Here is an 18,730-nt window from a genome sequence, read left to right as displayed (position 1 = left end):
GCCGCGCGTGAACGACTTCAAGACCGTGGTCATGACCCCGCAGATCTATCGTTACGTGCGCGAGCAGGCCGGTCAGCCGAGCGCCGTGCAGGAGAAGCTGATCGCCCGCACGGCCGAGCTCGGCGACTCGGCGGAGATGCAGATCCCGCACGAGCAGGCGGTGCTGCTGTCGTTGCTGGTCAAGCTCACCGGCGCGCAGACGGTGGTCGAGGTCGGCACCTACACGGGGTACTCCACGCTGGCGTTCGCGCAGGCACTGCCCCCGTCCGGCAAGGTCATCACCTGCGACCTCTCGACCGAGTGGACCGCGATCGCCGAGGAGGCGTGGCAGGCGGCGGGCGTGCGCGACCGGATCGACCTGCGGATCGGCGCGGCCGCCGTGACGCTGGCCGAACTGCCGGAGCAGCCGGTCATCGACCTGGTGTTCATCGACGCGGACAAGGTCGGGTACGTCCACTACTGGGACCTGCTGGTGCCGCGCGTGCGGCAGGGCGGCCTGCTGCTCGCCGACAACACGCTCTACTACGGCGAGGCCGCCGACGAGCAGCCCGAGGGCAACGCCGCCGCGATCGACGCCTTCAACAAGTTCGTGCGCGCCGACACGCGCGTGGAGTCGGTGCTGGTGCCGATCGCGGACGGCCTGACGATGGCCCGCAAGAAGTGAGGTTGTGAGCATACCGACCGGTCGGTAGGGTGCCCCCAAGTCGCTGACTTTGGAGGCGTTCATGGCTCGTTGGGGAATCACACTGCCGCTGATCGGTGTGCCGGTGCTGGAGCACCGCGCGCTGGTGTCCGAGCTCGCCGGGCTCGGCTACACGGACGTGTGGTCGGCCGAGACCACGGGCACCGACGCGTTCACGCCGCTCGCGCTTGCCGCGCAGTGGTCCTCCGAGCTGCGCTTCGGCACGGCGATCGCGCCGGTGTACACGCGCGGCCCGGCGACGCTGGCGATGACCGCGGCGACGCTCGCCGAGGTGACCGGTGGGCGGTTCGTGCTGGGCATCGGCTCGTCGTCGCCCGCGATCGTGCAGCGCTGGAACGCGATCCCGTTCGAGGAGCCGTTCAAGCGCACCCGCGACACGCTGCGGTTCCTGAAGGCCGCGCTGGCGGGGGAGAAGGTCAGCGCCGACTACGACACGTTCTCGGTGAAGGGCTTCAAGCTGGAGCGCCCGCCGACGGAGAAGGTGCCGATCATGCTCGCGGCGCTGCGCCCGAACATGCTGCGCCTGGCCGGTCGCGAGGCCGACGGCGCGATCACCAACTGGCTCGCCGCGACCGACGTGCCGCAGGTGCGTTCCGAACTGGGCGAGGCCGAGCTCGCGGCCCGGATCTTCGTCTGCCCGACCGAGGACGCCGACGCCGCGCGGGCGTTGGGACGCATGCTGATCAGCACCTATCTGACCGTGCCCGCCTACGCGGCGTTCCACGACTGGCTGGGTCGTGGCGAGGCGCTGCGCCCGATGCACGAGGCCTGGGCGGCGGGTGACCGCAAGGCCGCGTCGAAGTCGATCCCGGACGAGGTCGTGGACGCGCTGGTCGTGCACGGATCGCTGGACCAGTGCCGTTCGCGCGTCGCCGAGTACCAGGCCGCGGGCGTCGACACCCCGATCATCGCCCTGCTCCCGACCGGTGGCGACCAGATCGAACAGGTACGCGCACTGGCACCGAAGGCTTAGCGATGCCCAGCGCGACCGAGCAGAAGATCCTCGACACGGCCGTGCGGCTGTTCGCGTCGCAGGGCTACGACGCGACCTCGGTGCAGGAGATCGTCACGGCCGCCGAGGTCACGAAGGGCGCGCTCTACCACTACTTCCGCGCGAAGGACGACCTGCTCTTCGAGATCTACCGGCTGCTGATCACGTCCCAGTCCGCCGACATGGACCGGATCATCGGCCTCGGCCTGCCCGCGGGCGAGACGGTGCGCGAGATTCTGGCCTCGCTCGTCATCTCCACGGCCGAACGGGTCGACGAGACGGCGGTGTTCGTCCGCGAACTGCACCGGCTCGGCGAGGACTCGATGACCGAGTTCCGCGCCGAACGCCGCCGCTACCACGAGACGTTCCTGGCGGTGATCGAGAAGGGGCAGGCGGACGGCGAGTTCAGCTCCGTCGTGCCCGCGGACACCGTCGTGCGGATCGCACTGGGCGTCGTCAACCAGCTGCCCATGTGGTTCCGGCCCGACGGCCAGAAGACGCCAGGCCAGTTGGCGGGGGAGATCGCGGACTTCGTGCTGGCCGGATTGAGATGACGAATTAGGGCGCGTTAAGCGCGATCTGGTCGACTGCTCCCGTGCCCCGCCTGAACCTCTTGTTCGCGACCATGCCCGTACCCGGCCACGTCGCGCCGTTGCTGCCCATCGCCCGTGCGCTGACCGAGCGCGGCCATCACGTGCGGTGGTGCACCGGTGAGGTGTTCGCGGCCCGGATCGCCGCGACCGGCGCCGAGTTCGTCGCGATGGACCCGTCGACCGACCACCAGGGCCGCAACGTCGACGAGCTGTTCCCCGAGCGCGCCAGGCTCAAGGGCATCGCGAAGCTGCGCTACGACATGACCGCGGTGTTCCTCGACCCGATCCCCGCGCAGGTCAGCGACCTGCGGCGGGTGCTGGCCGAACGACCGGCCGACCTCGTCGTGCACGACGCCGCGTACCTCGGCGCGACCTTGGTCGAACAGCTCGGCGGGCCTCGCGCCGTCAGCGTCGGCGTGATGCCGATGATGCTGCCCGCGCCGGACGTGCCGCCGTTCGGACCTGGCCTGCGGTATCGGACCGGTGCGTTCGCCCGGATGCGGTACGCGGCCGTGCGAGGGTTGCTGGACAACGTGGCGTTCAAGCCCGTGTTCCGGCACCGCGACCGGATCCTCGCCGGCCTCGGCCTGCCCGCGGGCGAGCGCGGGCTCGCGACCGTGTCGTCGCACCTGCACCTGCAGAACGGCATCGCCGGCCTGGAGCACCCGCGTACGTACATGCCGCCACAGGTGAAGTTCGTCGGCGCGCTGGTCGACCCGGCGCCGTCCGTCGACCTGCCGGACTGGTGGGAACGCATGATGACCGCCGGCCGCCCGATCGTGCACGTCACCCAGGGCACGGTCGCGGACATGGACCTGGCGCAGCTCGTGCTGCCCACGATCCACGCGTTGGCCGACGAGCCGGTCACCGTCGTCGCCAGCACCGGCGCGCACGACGTGGGCCCGTTGCCCGCCAACGCCTTCACCGCGCCGTTCCTGCCCTACGACCGGCTGCTGCCCGAAATCGCCGCGATGGTCACCAACGGCGGGTTCGGCGGTGTGCAACTCGCGCTCGCCCAGGGCGTCCCGCTGGTCGTGGCGGGCACGACCGAGGACAAGCCCGAGGTGGCCGCCCGCGTCGAACGGTCCGGCGCCGGCCTGAACCTGCGCACCTCGGCGCCGTCGGAGAAGGCGATCAGGGCCGCGGTGCGCGAGGTGCTGCACGGCGGATCGTTCCGGGTGCGGGCCCGGGAGTTGGCGGCGGAGTACCGGCAGCACGACGCCGGCTCGCTCAGCGCCGACCACGTCGAACGGCTGGCCCTGGCCGGCTCGGTGCAGACCGGCTGACACGGATCCTTTTCGCGCCGCGCCGCGTCCCAGCGGTGGTAACGGCGGGAGACGAGAGATCGACTCCCTCATCAGGGGGCCTTCATGTCGCACCAACCGCCCGAATACGGCATCGCACCACCGCTGCACGAGCCACCCAGGTCGCCGAAGTGGCCCTGGGTGCTGTTGCTGATCACGGTGCTGGTGGTCGCGGGCGCACTCGCGTTCGGCAGCCACGTGACGACCATGCTGGAGCGGACCTTCAACCCTTCGACGGACACCGGGGTTTCGCTGGAGCCCGTCGAGTCGCCCGCACCGGCCACCCGGACCGTCGTGTTCGAGGTGACCGGTACCGGCAAGGCGTTCAACGTCACCGCGACCGTCGGCGCGACCATCCACAACGAGGCGAGCGTGACGCTGCCGTGGACCCGCACCGTCGAGGTGCCCGCCGACCCCGCGTCCGAGTCCGTGATGCTCGTGGTCGTCGCGGGCCCGGACGGCGCCGAGGTGCACGGCAAGTACACGATCGACGGCACGACTGTCCGCGAGGGCAAGGCTTCCGGGCCCTACGGCGTGCTGACGATCACCGACTCCTGAGCGCCGCCGTCCTGCCCGCCGTCGACCAGCAGCCCGACCGGCTCGGCCGACGTCCTGGTAGCTCCGGCGGAGAACAAGCCCGCGACGCCGAAGAAGTCACCAACGCGCTGGCGCAGAAGGTTCCCAGCCTGAAGCTGACCAAGGTCTTCACCGCGGACGACGACCCGAACAAACTGCTCGGACGACCGAACGGTCACACGTCCAAGACCGCGTTCACCGACACGCGTGTCGCGGTGGAGGGCGAGGTGGCGATCACCAAGGAGAACGACACCCTCCGAGGCGGCGGCCAAGGCGCGCATGGACGACATCCAGTCCTTCGGCAAGCAGACGCCGATCCTCGCCGAGTACGACTACGTCGCCGGCGGCGTGCTGGTCCGGGTGTCGAAGCAGCTGACGCCGACCCAGGCGAAGGAGTACGAGACCGCTCTCGCCGCGATCGTCGGTCAGCCGGCTACCGAGCGGCTCGCTCGCGGAGCGCCGCCAGCGCCTTGTCCGCGTGCGCGTTCATCGAGAACTCGCTCTTGACCACCTCGATGATCTCGCGGCCGGCCCCGATGACGAACGTGTGCCGCTTGACCGGGATCGGCCCGAACCGGCGCCGCACGCCGTACTGCTCCGCGACGTCGCCACCGACGTCGGCGAGCAGCGGGTAGTCGAAGCCGTTCAGTTCGGCGAACTCCTTCTGCTTCGCGACGTCGTCCATCGAGATCCCGACGCGCTGGGCTCCTGCCTCCTCGAACTCCTTCGCGAGGTCGCGGAAGTGGCAGCTCTGCGCGGTGCACCCGGACGTCATCGCCGCGGGGTAGAAGAAGAGCACGACCGGGCCGTCCTCGAGCAGCGTCGACAGCTTGCGGTCGGCGCCGTCCTGGTCGGGCAGCGTGAAGTCGGGGGCGAGGTCGCCGGGCTTCATGGATCTCCAATACGCTCGGGCCGTGACCAGCATGTCCGACGTGGCCAAGGCCGCAGGGGTGTCCGCTGCGACCGTATCGCGTGCGCTGCGAGGCGAACCGGGCGTGTCCGAGGCGACCAGGCAGCACGTGAGCGACGTCGCGCGCCGGATGAAGTACGCGATCGCCCGCGACGCCTCTTCGTTGGCGGGTGGGCGGCGGTACGCGATCGCGGTGCTGACGTCCGAGGTCAGTCCCGTGCTGGCGGGCGCGGAGGGCGCGTTGCGGCAGGCCGGGTACGACGTGCTGCTCTACGTGCTGGGTGACGCGGACGCGCGCGCCAAGTTCTTCGACGAGCTGCCGTTGGGGCGCCGGGTGGACGGCGTGCTGTTGCTGTCGATGTCGCTGTCCTCTTCGGAGCAGGTCGCGCTGGAGTCGCTGGAGGTCCCGCACGTCACGGTCGACGACACCGATCTCCGCCACGCGCTGCAGACCGCCGTCTCCCACCTGCAGTCTCTCGGGCATCGCGAGGTCGCCCTGGTGCTGGCCGACGGCGTGGACGAGTCCTACGACGAGATCCTGGTCGCCGCGGGCCTCGAAGTTCGTCCCGAGTGGACGGTGTGGTGCTCGCCGACCGTCGACGGCGGCGAGCAGGTGGTCGACGTGCTGCTCGACGGCGAACGCCTGCCCACGGCGGTGATCAGCTCGAACGGCGCCGCGGCTGTCGGGATCTTCCTGCGCATGCAACGGGACGGGCGCGCGGTGCCCGACGAGGTGTCGATCGTGTCGCTGGACGGGCAGGAGCTCACCCGCGTGGTCGGGCTGACCGCGGTCGAGGGGGCGGCGAAGACCCAGGGGGAGCGGGCGGTCGCCGACCTGTTCACGCTGATCAGGGGTGGGGAGATCGAACCGGCGGAGCACCTGGTGCGGCTGGTCGTGCGCAACTCCAGCGGACCCGCCGCCTGAGTAGGGTGGCGTCATGCCCGCCCAGGAGCGTCTGACCGAACTGCCCGATCTGCCCACGACCCCCGGCTATGCCCACGCGGTCACGGTCACCGGCACGCTCGCGTTCGTCTCCGGTCAGGTCGCGGTCGACGCGCAGGGGTGCGCTGTCGGCGTGGACGACCTGGCGGCGCAGACGCGGCAGGCGCTGAGCAATCTTCATCACGTCATTCGGAGGTTTGGCGCGGACTGGTCGGATGTCGTCAAGTTCACGTGGTTCGTGCTTGATGCGTCGGAGGTTCAGACCATTCGTGACGTGCGGGACGAGATTCTGCGGCCCGCGCTGGGAGAAGTGCCCAACCCCGCCAGCACGCTGGTTCAGGTGGCGGCGTTGTTCGGCCCCGATTTCCTGGTCGAGGTCGAGGCGGTCGTCGCTATTCCAGGTGAAGCATCGGATGTCTAAGTAAATGCATCTCTGAGTAGGTGTCTCGACCGGCCTGCACCCATCGGGTGACCAGGGACCATTTGCTCTGGTAATGCGGACCGGGCTATGACATAGCTTGTACCTGTGGAGGAGTTGGTGGCGCGGCTGGCGGACGCTTGGGGCGTTGCCACACGGTACGAAAACGCGGACCAGCAAGAGGTCGCGGTCGATCACGAGGTCGTCGTCAAGATCCTCGCCCAGTTCGGTGTCGACGCGTCCACTGAGGACTCGGTCGCCCGCGAACTCGCCGCGGTCGAGCGGCGGCGGGCCGAGCAGAAGCTCCCGCCCACGATCGTCATCCGCGAGTACGAGACGTACGACCTGCGCGGCCCCGCGACCATCGAGCTGGAGGACGGCACCTCGTTCGCCGTCGAACGGCACGTGCCCGACTCGGTTCCGCTCGGCTGGCACCGCGTCGTCACCGGGGACCAGACCGTCACGCTCGCCGTCGCGCCCAGGACGCTGCCGGACGTCCCGCACACCTGGGGCTGGATGCTGCAGCTCTACGCCGCGCGCTCGAAGGACTCGTGGGGGATGGGCGACTTCGCCGACCTCGCCACCATCGCCCGCCGGAGCAGCCTGGAGCTCGACGCCGGCGTCGTGCTGGTCAACCCCGTGCAGGCGCCGTCGCCGACGCATCCCGTCGAACGCTCGCCGTACTCGCCGACCAGCCGCCGGTTCGCGAACCCGCTGTACCTGCGCGTCACCGACACGGCCGAGTTCCTGCAGGCCTGCCCGCGCACCCGGCAGCTCATCCGCGACCTCAGGCCCGAGAGTCACGAGCTGATCGACTACGACGAGATCTGGGACGCCAAGAAGCAGGCACTGGAGCTGCTCTTCCCCGGCGGCGACGTCGAGATGGACGCCGAGCTGGAGAAGTTCGCCACGTACTGCGCGCTCGCCGAGGTCCACGGCAAGGACTGGCGCACGTGGCCCGCCGACCGTCCCGAACCTCCCGCCGAACGGGTCGGGTTCTACGCCTGGCTCCAGCACCTCTGCACCCGCCAGCTCCAGGACGTCCGGCTCGCCGCGCACGAGGCCGGCATGGCCATCGGTGTCATCCACGACCTGCCGGTGGGCGTCGACCCCGGCGGCGCGGACACGTTCGCGGACCCCGACGTGTTCGCCATCGACGTCACGGTCGGCGCGCCACCCGACGCGTTCAGCGCCGACGGCCAGGGCTGGGGCCTGCCGCCGTGGCGCCCGGACAAGCTCGCCGAGACCGGCTACCGCCCGTTCCGCCAGGTGCTGCGCAGCGTCCTCAAGCACGCCGACGGCATCCGCATCGACCACGTCGCCGGCCTGTGGCGGCTCTGGTGGATCCCGCCGGGCGAGCCACCGTCGCGCGGCACCTACGTCTACTACGACTCCGACGCGATGCTCGGCGTGCTCGCGCTGGAGGCCTACCGGGCCGGCGCCGTCGTGGTGGGCGAGGACCTGGGCACCGTCGAGCCGGTCGTCACGAAGACGTTGCAGGAGAACGGCATGCTGACCAGCGCCGTCCTCTACTTCCAGCGCGACTACTACGCCGAGGGTCACCCGCTGATCCCGCCGTCGCAGTGGAACCCGAACCAGATGGCCAGCATCTCCACGCACGACCTGCCGACCGCCGCGACGTTCTTCGCGGGCCCCGACGGCCCCGACTTCGACGAGCTGATGCGGCAGGAAGGCATCAAGACCGCGGACAGGGTCGAAGGCGCCCACGAACTGCTCGCGCAGGCCCCCTGCGCGCTGGTCCTGACCTCACCTCAGGACGCTCTGCGGGAAACCCGGCAGCCCAACGTGCCGGGCACGATCGACGAGCACCCGAACTGGAGAATTCCCCTGCCGGTGGCATTGGATGATTTCTTTCCACGAGTCCGGGAGATCACGCGGCCACTGCGCAACCGCGAAAGATGAAACTTTTGCGTAACAGCAGGTCATAGACCTGCGGAGTACTGTAGAGCCGTCACCGGACGGCGGAAGACGAACGTTCTTGGAGGTGGCGTACCAAATGAGCTCAGCCGTGGGCACGCGGACATCAACCGGCGTGCTTGAACTGGCCGTCGAGCAGGTCCTCGCTTCGGTGAGACCCACCGCGCTCGGCGACCCGGTGGTCGGGGCACGGCGCGCGGAGGAATCCCTTCGTGACGCGCTGCGGGACGCGGGTCCCGTCGAGGACAACATCGCCCTTCAGCACGCGCTGGCGTGCGCCGAGGCCGCATGTGAACACCTGAAGTACGCGGAGATCCAGGAAGCCCGCACGTTGCTCACGGCCGCACGTGGGCAGCTCGTTCTTGCACACGAAGGAGTGTGACTGCGTCCGGTAGTTGCCGGCAGGTGACGATCACACGATCGAATTAAGCCGCTCCCACTCTCGTGAGAACCTCGCTGTAGCGGGCCCGGAATTGTCGGTGCTCGCTCGTAGGGTTCGGGGTGTGATCGTCCACCAGGCCTACCGGTTCGCATCGGACCCGACCCCGGCACAGGCGCGGGCATCGTCCGCGCACCGCGGTGCCGCGCGGTTCGCGTTCAACCGGGGCCTGGCACTGGTCAAGGCGGTGATGGACCAGCGCGAGGCCGAAGCCGGTCATGGCGTCGCGCCAGAGCGCGCCCTGGGCAGCCTCGCGCGGGCCCCTGTCAACTGGTCCGGCTTCCGAACAGGCAGGCGCGCGGGCCGCCCGGCGCGGTTTCCGAGGTTCAAGTCGAACCGACGCGCGGGCCGCACCGCGAATCAGCGCCGCAGCCGAATCCGCCACCGCATGGCCTACCTGCGGCGCGACGGCGTGCACGAGCCGGCGAACGAGTTCGGCACGATCGTGGTCGGGGACCTGAACGTTGCCGGAACGCGGCGCGGCCGGCGGCCTGCCCGAGCGATCGCTGATACCGGCTTCGCCGAAATTCGGCGGCAACCGGCGTACAAGACGCGGTGGCGGGGTAGTTGTCTGGTCGTGGCCGCCCGTTGGTACCCGTCGTCGAAGACCTGCTCGGACTGTGGTGTGGTGAAAGCCAGGCTTTCGCCACACGTCCGGGTGTTTTGCTGTGACTCGTGCGGCTTGCGGGTCGGCCGCGACAGGAACGCCGCCCGTAACTTCGCCTCGTTGGTGGCGAGGAGCACAACAGGTGCTGGAGAGGCTGGAGACCTGGAGCCGCAGGGTTCGAACGGACGTGGAGCGGCCGGAAGTCCCGCAACGTGCGGGCTGGTGGCGATGAGGCGTTCACCTCGCGCCGAGCAATCGGATCAGACGAGGACTTCACGGGCCGGACCGTTCGTCACAACGGCGTGATGCCGCGACGTTGTGGCACGGATATGGTCTTTCAGTAGCTAATGCCTTGTGACGAGGAGCATCGTGCGACCCTGGCCTGGACGGCCCTACCCGCTTGGCGCCGGTTATGACGGCGTTGGCACGAACTTCGCCCTGTTCTCCGAAGTCGCGGAGTACGTCGAGCTCTGCCTCTTCGACGAGGACGGCACGGAGACACGCGTGAGGCTGCCGGAGGTGGACGGTTTCGTCCACCACGGTTACCTGCTCGGCGTGGGCCCGGGGCAGCGGTACGGCTACCGCGTGCACGGGCCGCACGACCCGGCCCGAGGCCTCCGGTGCAACCCCAACAAGCTGCTGATCGACCCGTACGCCAAGGCCATCTCGAACGGCCTGGCGTGGGACGAGGCGCTGTACGGGTACAAGTTCGGATCGCCGGACGAGCGCAACGACGACGATTCCGCTCCCCACGTGCCGAAGTCCGTGGTGGTGAACCCGTTCTTCGACTGGACGAACGACAGGCTGCCCAGGACGCCGTACAACGAGAGCGTCATCTACGAGGCGCACGTTCGCGGTCTCACCATCGACCACCCGGAGATCCCGCCGCGCCTGCGGGGCACGTACGCGGGCCTCGCGCACCCGGTGATGATCGACCACCTGATCAAGCTCGGGGTCACGGCCGTCGAGCTGATGCCGGTGCACCAGTTCATCAGCGATCACACGCTGGCCGAGCGGCGGTTGAGCAACTACTGGGGCTACAACACCATCGGGTTCTTCGCGCCGCACGACGGCTACTCGGCGTTGCCGCTGAACCAGGTGCAGGAGTTCAAGGGCATGGTTCGCGCCCTGCACCAGGCGGGAATCGAGGTCATCCTCGACGTCGTCTACAACCACACGGCGGAGGGCAACCACCTCGGGCCGACGTTGTCGATGCGCGGCATCGACAACGAGTCGTACTACCGGCTGGTCGACGACGACCCGCAGTACTACACGGACTACACGGGCACCGGTAACTCGCTGAACGTGCGCTCGCCGCACACGTTGCAGCTCATCATGGACTCGCTGCGGTACTGGGTCACCGAGATGCACGTCGACGGCTTCCGGTTCGACCTCGCGGCGACGCTGGCGCGCGAGTTCTACGACGTGGACCGGCTGGCGACGTTCTTCGAGGTCGTGCAGCAGGACCCGGTGGTGTCGCAGGTCAAGCTGATCGCGGAGCCGTGGGACGTCGGGCCCGGCGGGTACCAGGTCGGCAACTTCCCTCCACTGTGGACGGAGTGGAACGGCAAGTTCCGCGACACGGTGCGCGACTTCTGGCGCGGTGAGCCGGCGACGATGGGCGAGTTCGCGTCGCGCATCACCGGCAGCAGCGACCTCTACCAGGACGACGGGCGGCGGCCGTACGCGTCGATCAACTTCGTGACGGCGCACGACGGCTTCACGCTCAACGACCTGGTGTCGTACAACGACAAGCACAACGAGGCCAACGGCGAGGACAACCGCGACGGCGAGGACCACAACCGTTCGTGGAACTGCGGCGTCGAGGGGCCGACCGACGACGAGGAAGTCCTCACGCTCCGGCGGCGGCAGCGGCGGAACCTGATGGCGACGATGCTGTTGTCGCAGGGTGTGCCGATGATCGTCAACGGCGACGAGTTCGGGCGTACGCAGAACGGCAACAACAACGCGTACTGCCAGGACAACGAGGTCTCGTGGGTCGACTGGTCGTTGCTGGAGGCCAACTCCGAGCTGGCCGAGTTCACCTCGGCGCTCGCCGCGTTCCGCAAGGCGCACCCGGTGTTCCGGCGCAAGCGCTTCTTCGCGGGCAGGCCGATCCGCAAGGGCGAGGAACTGCGCGACATCGCGTGGTTCACGCCGGCCGGTGAGGAGATGACCGAGCAGAACTGGGAGGACGACCTCGGCAAGTGCATCACCGTCTTCCTCAACGGTGAGGGCATTCCCGACCTCGACTCGCGCGGCATGCGGGTGGTCGACGACTCGTTCCTGATGGCGTTCAACGCGCACTACGAGGACATCCAGGTCACGTTGCCCGATCCCGAGTACGGTCCTGAGTGGAAGGTCGTCGTGGACACCACGACCGGGGAGGTCGGCGGCAACGAGAAGCCGATCGCCGCGTCGGGGCAGTTGTCGCTGACCGCACGGTCGCTCGTCGTGCTGCAGCGGGTGGGCTGATGGGCGCGCCGTCCTCGACGTACCGCGTTCAGTTCACCCCGTCCTTCAGCTTCGCCGACGCCGCAGCCGTCGCGGACTACCTGGCGCGCCTGGGGATCGGCGCGCTGTACGCGTCGCCGATGCTCGACGCGCGGGAGGGGTCGACGCACGGCTACGACGTCGTGGACCCGACCCGCGCCCGGCCCGAGCTGGGCGGCGACGAGGGGCGGGTGGCGCTGCAGGACCGGCTGAAGGCGCTGGACCTCGGCCTGGTCGTCGACATCGTGCCGAACCACATGGTCGTGCCGAACCCGTGGTGGGAGGACGTTCTCGCCCACGGACAGGAGTCGAAGTACGCGCGGTACTTCGACATCGACTGGTCGTCCGGCAAGGTGCTGCTGCCCGTCCTCGGCGAGGACGCCGAGGACGAGGTCCACGAGCACTACCTGAAAGCCAACTGGCGGCGCGGCAACACCGAGCTGAACTACCGGCGGTTCTTCGACATCACCGAGCTCGCGGCGGTGCGGGTCGAGGACCCCGAGGTGTTCGAGGCGACGCATCGCGCGGTGTTGTCCTGGGGCGTCACGGGATTGCGCGTCGACCACCCGGACGGGCTCGCCGACCCCGGCGGCTACTTCCGGCGCCTGCGCGAGCACTTCGACGGCTGGCTCGTGGTGGAGAAGATCCTCGGGCCGGACGAGTCGATGCCGCAGAGCTGGCCGGTCGACGGCACGACGGGCTACGACGCGTTGCGGGAGATCTGCGGCGTGTTCATCGCACCGACCGAGGCCTTCGACGGCGACTTCCACACCGTCGAGCACTCGTCCCGGCAGCAGGTCGCGGACTCGATCCTGGTGGCCGAGGTGCGCCGGATCGCCCGGCTCGTCGAGGGTGTCGGGTTCGAGGACGCCTGCGCGGCCGTCGCCGAGGTGATGGTCAACTTCCCGGTGTACCGCTCGTACCTGCCGGAAGGCCTGCACCACTGGGAGACCGCGGTCAGGCTGAGCAGGTCGCCGGCGGTGCGGGCGCTCGACGAGCAGGTCCGCGCCGACCCGCACGGCGAGCTGGCGACCAGGATCCAGCAGACGTCCGGCATGGTCGTCGCGAAGGGCACCGAGGACACCGCGTTCTACCGGTACACGAACTTCGTGGCGCTGAACGAGGTCGGTGGTTCGCCGGACCGGTTCGGCCTGCCCGTCGAGGAGTTCCACCAGCGCGCGGCCCGGCGGGAGTCCGCCGAGCCGAACGCCATGACCGCGTTGTCCACGCACGACACCAAACGGTCGGAAGACGTGCGCGCCAGGCTGGCCGTGCTGGCGGAGATCCCCGACGAGTACCTGGCGTTCGAGGCCGCGATGAGCGAGAAGCACGGCATCTCCGAGCCGACGCTGAACCGCCTGGCCTGGCAGTCGCTCGTCGGCGCGTGGCCGCTGACGGAGGAACGCCTCGGCCAGTACCTGGAGAAGGCGTCGCGCGAGGCCAAGATCAGGACGTCGTGGGTCGACCGGAACGCCGAGTTCGACGCCGAGGTGGCCGCGTGGCCCGCGAAGGCGCTGAACGAGCCCGAGGTCACCGCGTTCGCCGAACGGATCAAGGCGCCCGGCTGGTCGAACTCGCTGGGGCAGAAGCTGGTCCAGCTCACCGCGCCGGGCGTGCCCGACGTGTACCAGGGCACCGAGCTGTGGGACTTCTCGCTGGTCGACCCGGACAACCGCAGGCCGGTCGACTACGAGGTGCGGCGGGACCTGCTGGCGCGCATCGAGTCCGGCTGGCTGCCGGAGGTGGACGACTCGGGCGCGGCGAAGCTTCTCGTGGTGCAGAAGGCTTTGCACGTGCGCAAACGCGGCCTGCACGGCTATCGGCCGCTGCACGCCGAGGGCCCGGCGGCCGAGCACGTGCTGGCGTTCGAACGGTCCGGTGTGATCACGGTCGCCACCCGGCTGCCGGTCGGGCTGGAGCAGAAGGGCTGGCAGGACACGGTTCTGCCGCTGCCGGGTGCGAAGTGGACGGACGTCCTCACCGGGCGGCCGGCGACGGAGGACCTGGCGTCGTTGCTCGACACCTATCCGGTGGCGTTGCTGGTGCAGGGGGATCAGTGAGCTTCTCCGTCTGGGCACCGACTCCCGAGTCGGTGCACGTGCGTGTCGACGGTTTCGACCACGAGATGAAGCGCGACGGCGACTGGTGGCACTCTGACGCCGACGGGACGGACTACGCGTTCGTCATCGAGGGCGAGGCGTACCCGGATCCCCGGTCGCTGTGGCAGCCCGACGGGGTGCACGAGGCCTCCCGTGTCTACGCCCACGATTTCGAGTGGACCGACGGCGCGTGGACCGGCCGGGCGCTGCCGGGCGGTGTGATCTACGAGCTGCACATCGGCACGTTCACGCCGGAGGGCACGTTCGACGCGGCCATCGGCAGGCTCGACCACCTGGTGGACCTCGGCATCTCGTTCGTGGAGGTCATGCCGGTCAACAGCTTCGACGGCGTCGAGGGCTGGGGCTACGACGGCGTGCTGTGGGGTGCTGTGCACGATCCCTACGGCGGGCCGGACGGGTTCAAGCGGTTCGTGGACGCCTGTCATGCCCGAGGCCTCGCCGTGCTGCTCGACGTGGTCTACAACCACCTCGGGCCGTCCGGCGCGTACCTCGACAAGTTCGGGCCGTACTTCGCGGGACGCAACGACTGGGGCCCGGGGCTGAACCTGGACGGACCGGGCTCCGACGAGGTGCGCCGGTACGTCATCGACAACGCGCTGCAGTGGTTGCGGGACTTCCACGTCGACGGGCTGCGGCTCGACGCCGTGCACGCGCTGGCGGACAGCCGCGCGACCCACGTCCTCGAAGAGCTGTCCGTCGAGGTGGACGCGTTGTCGGCGGCGGTGGGCCGTCCGCTCACGCTGATCGCCGAGTCCGACCTGAACGACGCCAGGCTCGTGACGGCGCGCGAAGGCGGTGGCCTCGGTCTGCAGGCCCAGTGGTCCGACGACCTGCACCACTGCCTGCACGTCGCGCTGACCGGGGAGACCTTCGGCTACTACGAGGACTTCGCGGCACCAGGAGCGCTGAAGAACACGCTGGAGAAGGTGTTCTTCCACGCCGGCACGTGGTCGTCGTTCCGCGGGAAGCACCACGGCAAGCCGGTCGACACCGCGTTGATCCCCGGCTACCGGTTCCTCGCGTACACGCAGAACCACGACCAGATCGGCAACCGCGCCACCGGCGACCGGCTGACCGCCTCCGTGTCGACGGGCAAGTTGCTGTGCGCGGCGGCGATCGTGCTCACCTCGCCCTACACGCCCATGATCTTCATGGGGGAGGAGTGGGCGGCTTCCACGCCGTGGCAGTTCTTCGCGTCCTTCCCGGACCCGCAGCTCGCGGAGGCCGTCCGGACGGGCCGGCGGCGCGAGTTCTCCCGGCACGGCTGGGGCGAGTCGGACGTGCCGGACCCCATGTCGCCGCAGACCGTCGAGAATTCGCGGCTGCGCTGGGACGAGGCCCGTGAAGGCGACCACGCCGTGGTCCTGGACACCTATCGCGCCCTGATCGCGTTGCGCCGCTCCCGCCCGGAGCTGGCCGATCCGCGACTGGACAGGTTCGTGGTGGAGCAGGACGGGGAGTGTCTGGTGTTGCACCGCGGCACGATCCGCGTGGTGGTGAACCTCGGCACGACCCCCGTCCCGCTACCTCAGGGAGACGTGCTGCTGACCTCCTCAGCGAACCCGTCGTTGCTTCCACCGGAGTCGTTCGCGGTCGTCGCGTCGACGTGATCCCACAGCATCTGGTCGGCCGGCTCGACGGGCCGGCCCAGGTGCGCGTGCACGAACGCCGTGACCAGCCGGTCGGCGGCGACGTGCAGCTTGATGTTGTGGTGCTGGGACATGTGCACCAGCAGCTGGAACGCCTGCTGGGGTGTGCAGGGTTTGCGCGCGGCGATCAGGCCTGTGGCCTGCCCAATGACTGTCCGGGTAGCCAGAGCTTTGCGCAGCCCCGCCACCTCGGCCTCCAGGGCGGTGATTCTCGCGGACGACACCGCCTGCTCCTTTCGCGTCGTCACGGTCACAGCGGCATGCCGGTGTGACGACGCGCTCTGGAGCTGCGTTGCGAAGGGCGGGCACACCCAGGGCAAGCCATCACATCGGCTTGCGGCTGGGTTCTCAACCGCGAGTGATCACCTTATCAACTGTTTTGAACCGTGCTCGCGGGGTAACCGGGAAGCATGGGTGCCGAAGAGAAGTTCAGCAACAAGGCAGACGAACTCAAGGGCCGCGCCAAGGAGGCCGTCGGCGACGCCACGGACAACGAGCAGTGGCAGGCCGAGGGCCGCGCCGAGCGCGCCAAGGCCGACATCAAGCAGGCCGGCGAGAAGGTCAAGGATGCCTTCCGCTCGGACAAGTAAGAGCGCGGGCAAGACGGCGGACGCCGCCCAGTACGTCCCTGAGGGGGCTGACTGGGCGGCGTTGCAGTCTGCGGCGAAGAAGTGCCACGGCTGCGAGCTCTACAAGGACGCCTCGCAGACCGTGTTCGGCGAAGGCCCGGTGCCGGCGCGGCTGATGATGGTGGGCGAGTGCCCCGGTGACCACGAGGACACCGAGGGCCACGTGTTCGTCGGGCCGGCCGGACGGTTGCTGGACAAGGCGTTCAAGGCCGCCAGGATCGATCGCTCGAAGACGTACCTGACGAACGCGGTGAAGCACTTCCGGTTCACCGAGCGCGGCAAGCGCAGGATCCATAAGCAGCCCAGGCGCGGCGAGGTCGTGGCCTGCTTCCCGTGGTTGCGGGAGGAGATCCGCGTGGTGAAGCCGCGGCTCGTGGTCGTGCTGGGGGCCGTCGCGGCGAAGGCGGTGCTGGGGCCGTCGTTCAAGCTGACCGAGCACCGCGGCGAGGTGCTGGAGCACGACGGGCTGCGGGTCGGGGTGACGGTGCACCCGTCGGCGGTCGTGCGGGCCGAGAACTTCAGCGAGGCGTTCGACGCGTTCGTCGCGGATCTGCTGGCGCTGAAGAAGGCCTGAGAACGGGACAACCCCCGGACGACTCCTGCGCGAGCAGGCCGAGCGGGACCAGCGCTCGAAGTCCGGGGGTCGGGTGGCTGCCTGGGTTTACGACAAGGCGTCACCAAAAGGCGGTCCTATCGGACAGCCACCTCACGAGTCCTGTTGCTATACAACTTCGGACCACCTCCTCTCGTGTGTAAGACGAACCTATGTCGGGATCGGCCGGGCTCGCAACGGACTTTTCTCACGCCGCCCGGCACGTCTGTTTCGCGTAGAATCCGCACCCATGGTGCGCATCCCACTGACGTCGCTGGAACGGGAGCGCGGCAGGCGGCTCGGTCAGTTGCTGCGGGACGCCCGCGGCGAGGAGAGCATGGTCGAGATCGCGGCCCGCGCCGGCCTGTCCGCCGAGACCGTGCGCAAGATCGAGACCGGACGTGCCCCCACGCCGTCGTTCTTCACCATCGCCGCTCTCGCGGGTGCGCTCGGAATCTCACTCGATTCCATCAACGAACTGCTGACTCCGCAAAGTCGATCAGCCTAGTTCGCTCGATCGTTTGTTGTTTCGCTCGTCGAGTCGCCGCTGAAGTCGGGATGATCGGTGATCTTTCGTCAAGCCCGGCGACGACGAGCAGTGCTGTGGCCACGGCGCTGACCACCGCTCGCTGATCTTTCACCACGCGACCGGCATGGCCAGCGGACCTCGCATGGCCATGCCGGTCCGCCATGTCACGTCACCGGCCAGGCGCAGGTCCGGGAACCGTTCGAGGAGCGCCGTCAGCGCTACCTGCACGTCCATTCGCGCCAGCTGTGCGCCGATGCAGTGGTGCGGTCCGTGTCCGAACGCGAGGTGCCCCTTGGCGTTGCGCGTCACGTCGAACCGGTCGGGGTCGGGGAACTGGCGGGGATCGCGGTTGGCCGCGTGCTTCGCGAGCAGCACGGGTTCGCCCGCGTGCACCGTGCCGCCGCTCAGTTCGACGTCCTCCAGCGCGTACCGGGGCAGGATGTCAGCGATCTCCTGGCCCGGGATCCACCGCAGCAGCTCCTCGACGGCGCCGGGCATCAGTTCCGGGTCTGCGCGTAGCAGTGCGGCCTGGTCCGGGAACGTCAGCAGGGTGTGGACCGAGTTGACGATGTGGCTCGCGGTGGAGTCGTAGCCCGCGCCGAGCAGCAACACCGTGATCTGCACCAGTTCTTCGGCGGTGAGCCGGTCGCCTTCCTCCTGTGCCACCACCAACGCGCTGATCAGGTCGTCCTCCTGGTGCACGCGGCGCTGGTCGGCGAGGCCCGCGAGGTAGCCCGCGAGTTCGCCGAGCTTCGACAGCTTCTCCTCGTCGGTCATCGCCGTGGTCGACATGAACGCCTCGGCGAGCGACTGGAAGTGGTCGCGGTCGTCGTACGGCACGCCGAGCAGGTCGCAGACCATCAGTCCTGGCAACGGAATCGCGAACGCGGTCAGGAGATCGGTGGGCGGGCCGGCCTTCTCCACCTCGTCCAGCAGGTCGCCGGCCACCCGTTGCGCGGTGGCGCGCAGCTGTTCGACGCGGCGCACGGTGAACGCGTGCGACAGCAGGCGGCGCAACCGGGTGTGGTCCGGCGGGTCGAGGTCGGTCAGAATCGCCCCGATGCGCGTCGGGCCCATCCGGGGCGTGTCCCGCACGGCCGCCTGCGCGAGGCTGAACCTCGGGTCGCTCAGCGCTAATCGGACGTCGTCGTATCTGGTGAGCAGCCAGCCCTCTTCTCCGTGGGGGAGTTTGACGCGGGCGAGCGGCTCCTCGTCACGTAGTTCGGCGTACATCGGGTGCAGGTCGAGTCCCTCCACCGGACCGAACGGGTAGGAACGCGCGATCATGAGCATCCT

Annotated in this window: 20 protein-coding genes; 16 read left to right on the top strand and 4 right to left on the bottom strand. The window is 69.2% G+C overall.

What is annotated here, in order from left to right; translation table 11 throughout:
- Positions 1 to 7 precede the first annotated feature (7 nt).
- The 5 genes from SK854_RS45405 to SK854_RS45385 all read left to right on the top strand — a co-directional run bounded on the left by SK854_RS45405 (position 8) and on the right by SK854_RS45385 (position 4,149).
- Positions 8 to 664, top strand: coding sequence for an O-methyltransferase (locus SK854_RS45405; RefSeq protein ID WP_319981395.1), 657 nt, complete (start codon positions 8 to 10; stop codon positions 662 to 664).
- A gap of 61 nt (positions 665 to 725) precedes the next feature.
- A complete protein-coding gene (locus tag SK854_RS45400) occupies positions 726 to 1,676 on the top strand; it encodes an LLM class F420-dependent oxidoreductase (protein WP_319981394.1) in 951 nt (316 codons plus the stop codon).
- Between the two features lie 2 nt (positions 1,677 to 1,678).
- On the top strand, positions 1,679 to 2,248 hold the full coding sequence (locus tag SK854_RS45395; protein ID WP_319981393.1) for a TetR/AcrR family transcriptional regulator: 570 nt from the start codon (positions 1,679 to 1,681) through the stop codon (positions 2,246 to 2,248).
- Between the two features lie 41 nt (positions 2,249 to 2,289).
- Positions 2,290 to 3,573, top strand: a complete 1,284-nt coding sequence (locus SK854_RS45390) for a glycosyltransferase (RefSeq protein WP_319981392.1) — start codon at positions 2,290 to 2,292, stop codon at positions 3,571 to 3,573.
- Positions 3,574 to 3,657: 84 nt separating this feature from the next.
- Entirely contained in the window at positions 3,658 to 4,149 is a 492-nt protein-coding gene (locus tag SK854_RS45385; RefSeq protein WP_319981391.1) for an MmpS family transport accessory protein, read from the top strand.
- Here SK854_RS45385 and SK854_RS45380 read toward each other — a convergent pair.
- Entirely contained in the window at positions 4,119 to 4,346 is a 228-nt protein-coding gene (locus SK854_RS45380) for a hypothetical protein (protein WP_319981390.1), read from the bottom strand. The genes SK854_RS45385 and SK854_RS45380 overlap by 31 nt on opposite strands.
- 254 nt (positions 4,347 to 4,600) lie before the next feature.
- Positions 4,601 to 5,059, bottom strand: coding sequence for a peroxiredoxin (locus SK854_RS45375; protein WP_319981389.1), 459 nt, complete (start codon positions 5,057 to 5,059; stop codon positions 4,601 to 4,603).
- Positions 5,060 to 5,090: 31 nt separating this feature from the next.
- Here SK854_RS45375 and SK854_RS45370 point away from each other — a divergent pair, with 31 nt between their 5' ends.
- The 8 genes from SK854_RS45370 to treZ all read left to right on the top strand — a co-directional run bounded on the left by SK854_RS45370 (position 5,091) and on the right by treZ (position 15,645).
- On the top strand, positions 5,091 to 6,002 hold the full coding sequence (locus SK854_RS45370) for a LacI family DNA-binding transcriptional regulator (RefSeq protein WP_319981446.1): 912 nt from the start codon (positions 5,091 to 5,093) through the stop codon (positions 6,000 to 6,002).
- Positions 6,003 to 6,015: 13 nt separating this feature from the next.
- Positions 6,016 to 6,441, top strand: coding sequence for a RidA family protein (locus tag SK854_RS45365; RefSeq protein WP_319981388.1), 426 nt, complete (start codon positions 6,016 to 6,018; stop codon positions 6,439 to 6,441).
- 105 nt (positions 6,442 to 6,546) lie between these two features.
- On the top strand, positions 6,547 to 8,361 hold the full coding sequence (locus tag SK854_RS45360) for a 4-alpha-glucanotransferase (protein WP_319981387.1): 1,815 nt from the start codon (positions 6,547 to 6,549) through the stop codon (positions 8,359 to 8,361).
- 94 nt (positions 8,362 to 8,455) lie between these two features.
- Positions 8,456 to 8,758 (top strand): hypothetical protein, encoded by a 303-nt coding sequence (locus tag SK854_RS45355; RefSeq protein WP_319981386.1) that lies wholly within the window; start codon positions 8,456 to 8,458, stop codon positions 8,756 to 8,758.
- 13 nt (positions 8,759 to 8,771) lie between these two features.
- Entirely contained in the window at positions 8,772 to 9,728 is a 957-nt protein-coding gene (locus tag SK854_RS45350; protein WP_319981385.1) for a zinc ribbon domain-containing protein, read from the top strand.
- Between the two features lie 63 nt (positions 9,729 to 9,791).
- A complete protein-coding gene (gene glgX / locus SK854_RS45345) occupies positions 9,792 to 11,897 on the top strand; it encodes a glycogen debranching protein GlgX (protein WP_319981384.1) in 2,106 nt (701 codons plus the stop codon).
- Positions 11,897 to 13,975, top strand: coding sequence for a malto-oligosyltrehalose synthase (gene treY, locus SK854_RS45340; protein ID WP_319981383.1), 2,079 nt, complete (start codon positions 11,897 to 11,899; stop codon positions 13,973 to 13,975). The genes glgX and treY overlap by 1 nt, the downstream gene beginning before the upstream one ends.
- Positions 13,972 to 15,645, top strand: a complete 1,674-nt coding sequence (gene treZ, locus SK854_RS45335) for a malto-oligosyltrehalose trehalohydrolase (RefSeq protein WP_319981382.1) — start codon at positions 13,972 to 13,974, stop codon at positions 15,643 to 15,645. The genes treY and treZ overlap by 4 nt, the downstream gene beginning before the upstream one ends.
- Here treZ and SK854_RS45330 read toward each other — a convergent pair.
- Positions 15,564 to 15,908 carry an ANTAR domain-containing protein gene (locus SK854_RS45330; protein ID WP_319981381.1) on the bottom strand — a complete coding sequence of 115 codons (345 nt, stop codon included), beginning with the start codon at positions 15,906 to 15,908 and terminating at the stop codon, positions 15,564 to 15,566. The two genes, treZ and SK854_RS45330, sit on opposite strands and share 82 nt — an antisense overlap.
- A 186-nt stretch (positions 15,909 to 16,094) precedes the next feature.
- On the opposite strand from SK854_RS45330, the gene SK854_RS45325 reads away from it, so the two are divergent.
- From SK854_RS45325 to SK854_RS45315, 3 genes are all read left to right on the top strand, one after another.
- Positions 16,095 to 16,274: a CsbD family protein gene (locus tag SK854_RS45325; RefSeq protein ID WP_319981380.1), complete on the top strand. Its 180-nt coding sequence runs from the start codon at positions 16,095 to 16,097 to the stop codon at positions 16,272 to 16,274.
- Positions 16,252 to 16,887 (top strand): UdgX family uracil-DNA binding protein, encoded by a 636-nt coding sequence (locus tag SK854_RS45320; protein ID WP_319981379.1) that lies wholly within the window; start codon positions 16,252 to 16,254, stop codon positions 16,885 to 16,887. Before SK854_RS45325 ends, SK854_RS45320 begins: the two co-directional genes overlap by 23 nt.
- A 268-nt stretch (positions 16,888 to 17,155) precedes the next feature.
- Positions 17,156 to 17,413, top strand: coding sequence for a helix-turn-helix domain-containing protein (locus SK854_RS45315; RefSeq protein ID WP_030479084.1), 258 nt, complete (start codon positions 17,156 to 17,158; stop codon positions 17,411 to 17,413).
- A 129-nt stretch (positions 17,414 to 17,542) separates the two neighbouring features.
- Here the strand turns inward: SK854_RS45315 and SK854_RS45310 are convergent, their stop codons facing one another.
- Complete coding sequence (locus SK854_RS45310; RefSeq protein WP_319981378.1) at positions 17,543 to 18,721, bottom strand: cytochrome P450; 1,179 nt, start codon at positions 18,719 to 18,721, stop codon at positions 17,543 to 17,545.
- Positions 18,722 to 18,730 lie beyond the last annotated feature (9 nt).

Source organism: Lentzea sokolovensis (assembly GCF_033949975.1).
Classification (GTDB): Bacteria; Actinomycetota; Actinomycetes; order Mycobacteriales; family Pseudonocardiaceae; genus Lentzea; species Lentzea sokolovensis.
This window is presented reverse-complemented; position numbering and strand designations above follow the sequence as displayed.

What these genes read in the sequence shown, in the direction of transcription:
- SK854_RS45400 (WP_319981394.1), top strand. Translation starts at nt 726, where the DNA reads ATGGCTCGTTGGGGAATCACACTGCCGCTGATCGGTGTGCCGGTGCTG.
- SK854_RS45395 (WP_319981393.1), top strand. Translation starts at nt 1,679, where the DNA reads ATGCCCAGCGCGACCGAGCAGAAGATCCTCGACACGGCCGTGCGGCTG.
- SK854_RS45385 (WP_319981391.1), top strand. Translation starts at nt 3,658, where the DNA reads ATGTCGCACCAACCGCCCGAATACGGCATCGCACCACCGCTGCACGAG.
- SK854_RS45375 (WP_319981389.1), bottom strand. Translation starts at nt 5,059, where the DNA reads ATGAAGCCCGGCGACCTCGCCCCCGACTTCACGCTGCCCGACCAGGAC.
- SK854_RS45370 (WP_319981446.1), top strand. Translation starts at nt 5,091, where the DNA reads ATGTCCGACGTGGCCAAGGCCGCAGGGGTGTCCGCTGCGACCGTATCG.
- SK854_RS45365 (WP_319981388.1), top strand. Translation starts at nt 6,016, where the DNA reads ATGCCCGCCCAGGAGCGTCTGACCGAACTGCCCGATCTGCCCACGACC.
- SK854_RS45355 (WP_319981386.1), top strand. Translation starts at nt 8,456, where the DNA reads ATGAGCTCAGCCGTGGGCACGCGGACATCAACCGGCGTGCTTGAACTG.
- treY (WP_319981383.1), top strand. Translation starts at nt 11,897, where the DNA reads ATGGGCGCGCCGTCCTCGACGTACCGCGTTCAGTTCACCCCGTCCTTC.
- SK854_RS45325 (WP_319981380.1), top strand. Translation starts at nt 16,095, where the DNA reads ATGGGTGCCGAAGAGAAGTTCAGCAACAAGGCAGACGAACTCAAGGGC.
- SK854_RS45320 (WP_319981379.1), top strand. Translation starts at nt 16,252, where the DNA reads ATGCCTTCCGCTCGGACAAGTAAGAGCGCGGGCAAGACGGCGGACGCC.
- SK854_RS45315 (WP_030479084.1), top strand. Translation starts at nt 17,156, where the DNA reads ATGGTGCGCATCCCACTGACGTCGCTGGAACGGGAGCGCGGCAGGCGG.
- SK854_RS45310 (WP_319981378.1), bottom strand. Translation starts at nt 18,721, where the DNA reads ATGATCGCGCGTTCCTACCCGTTCGGTCCGGTGGAGGGACTCGACCTG.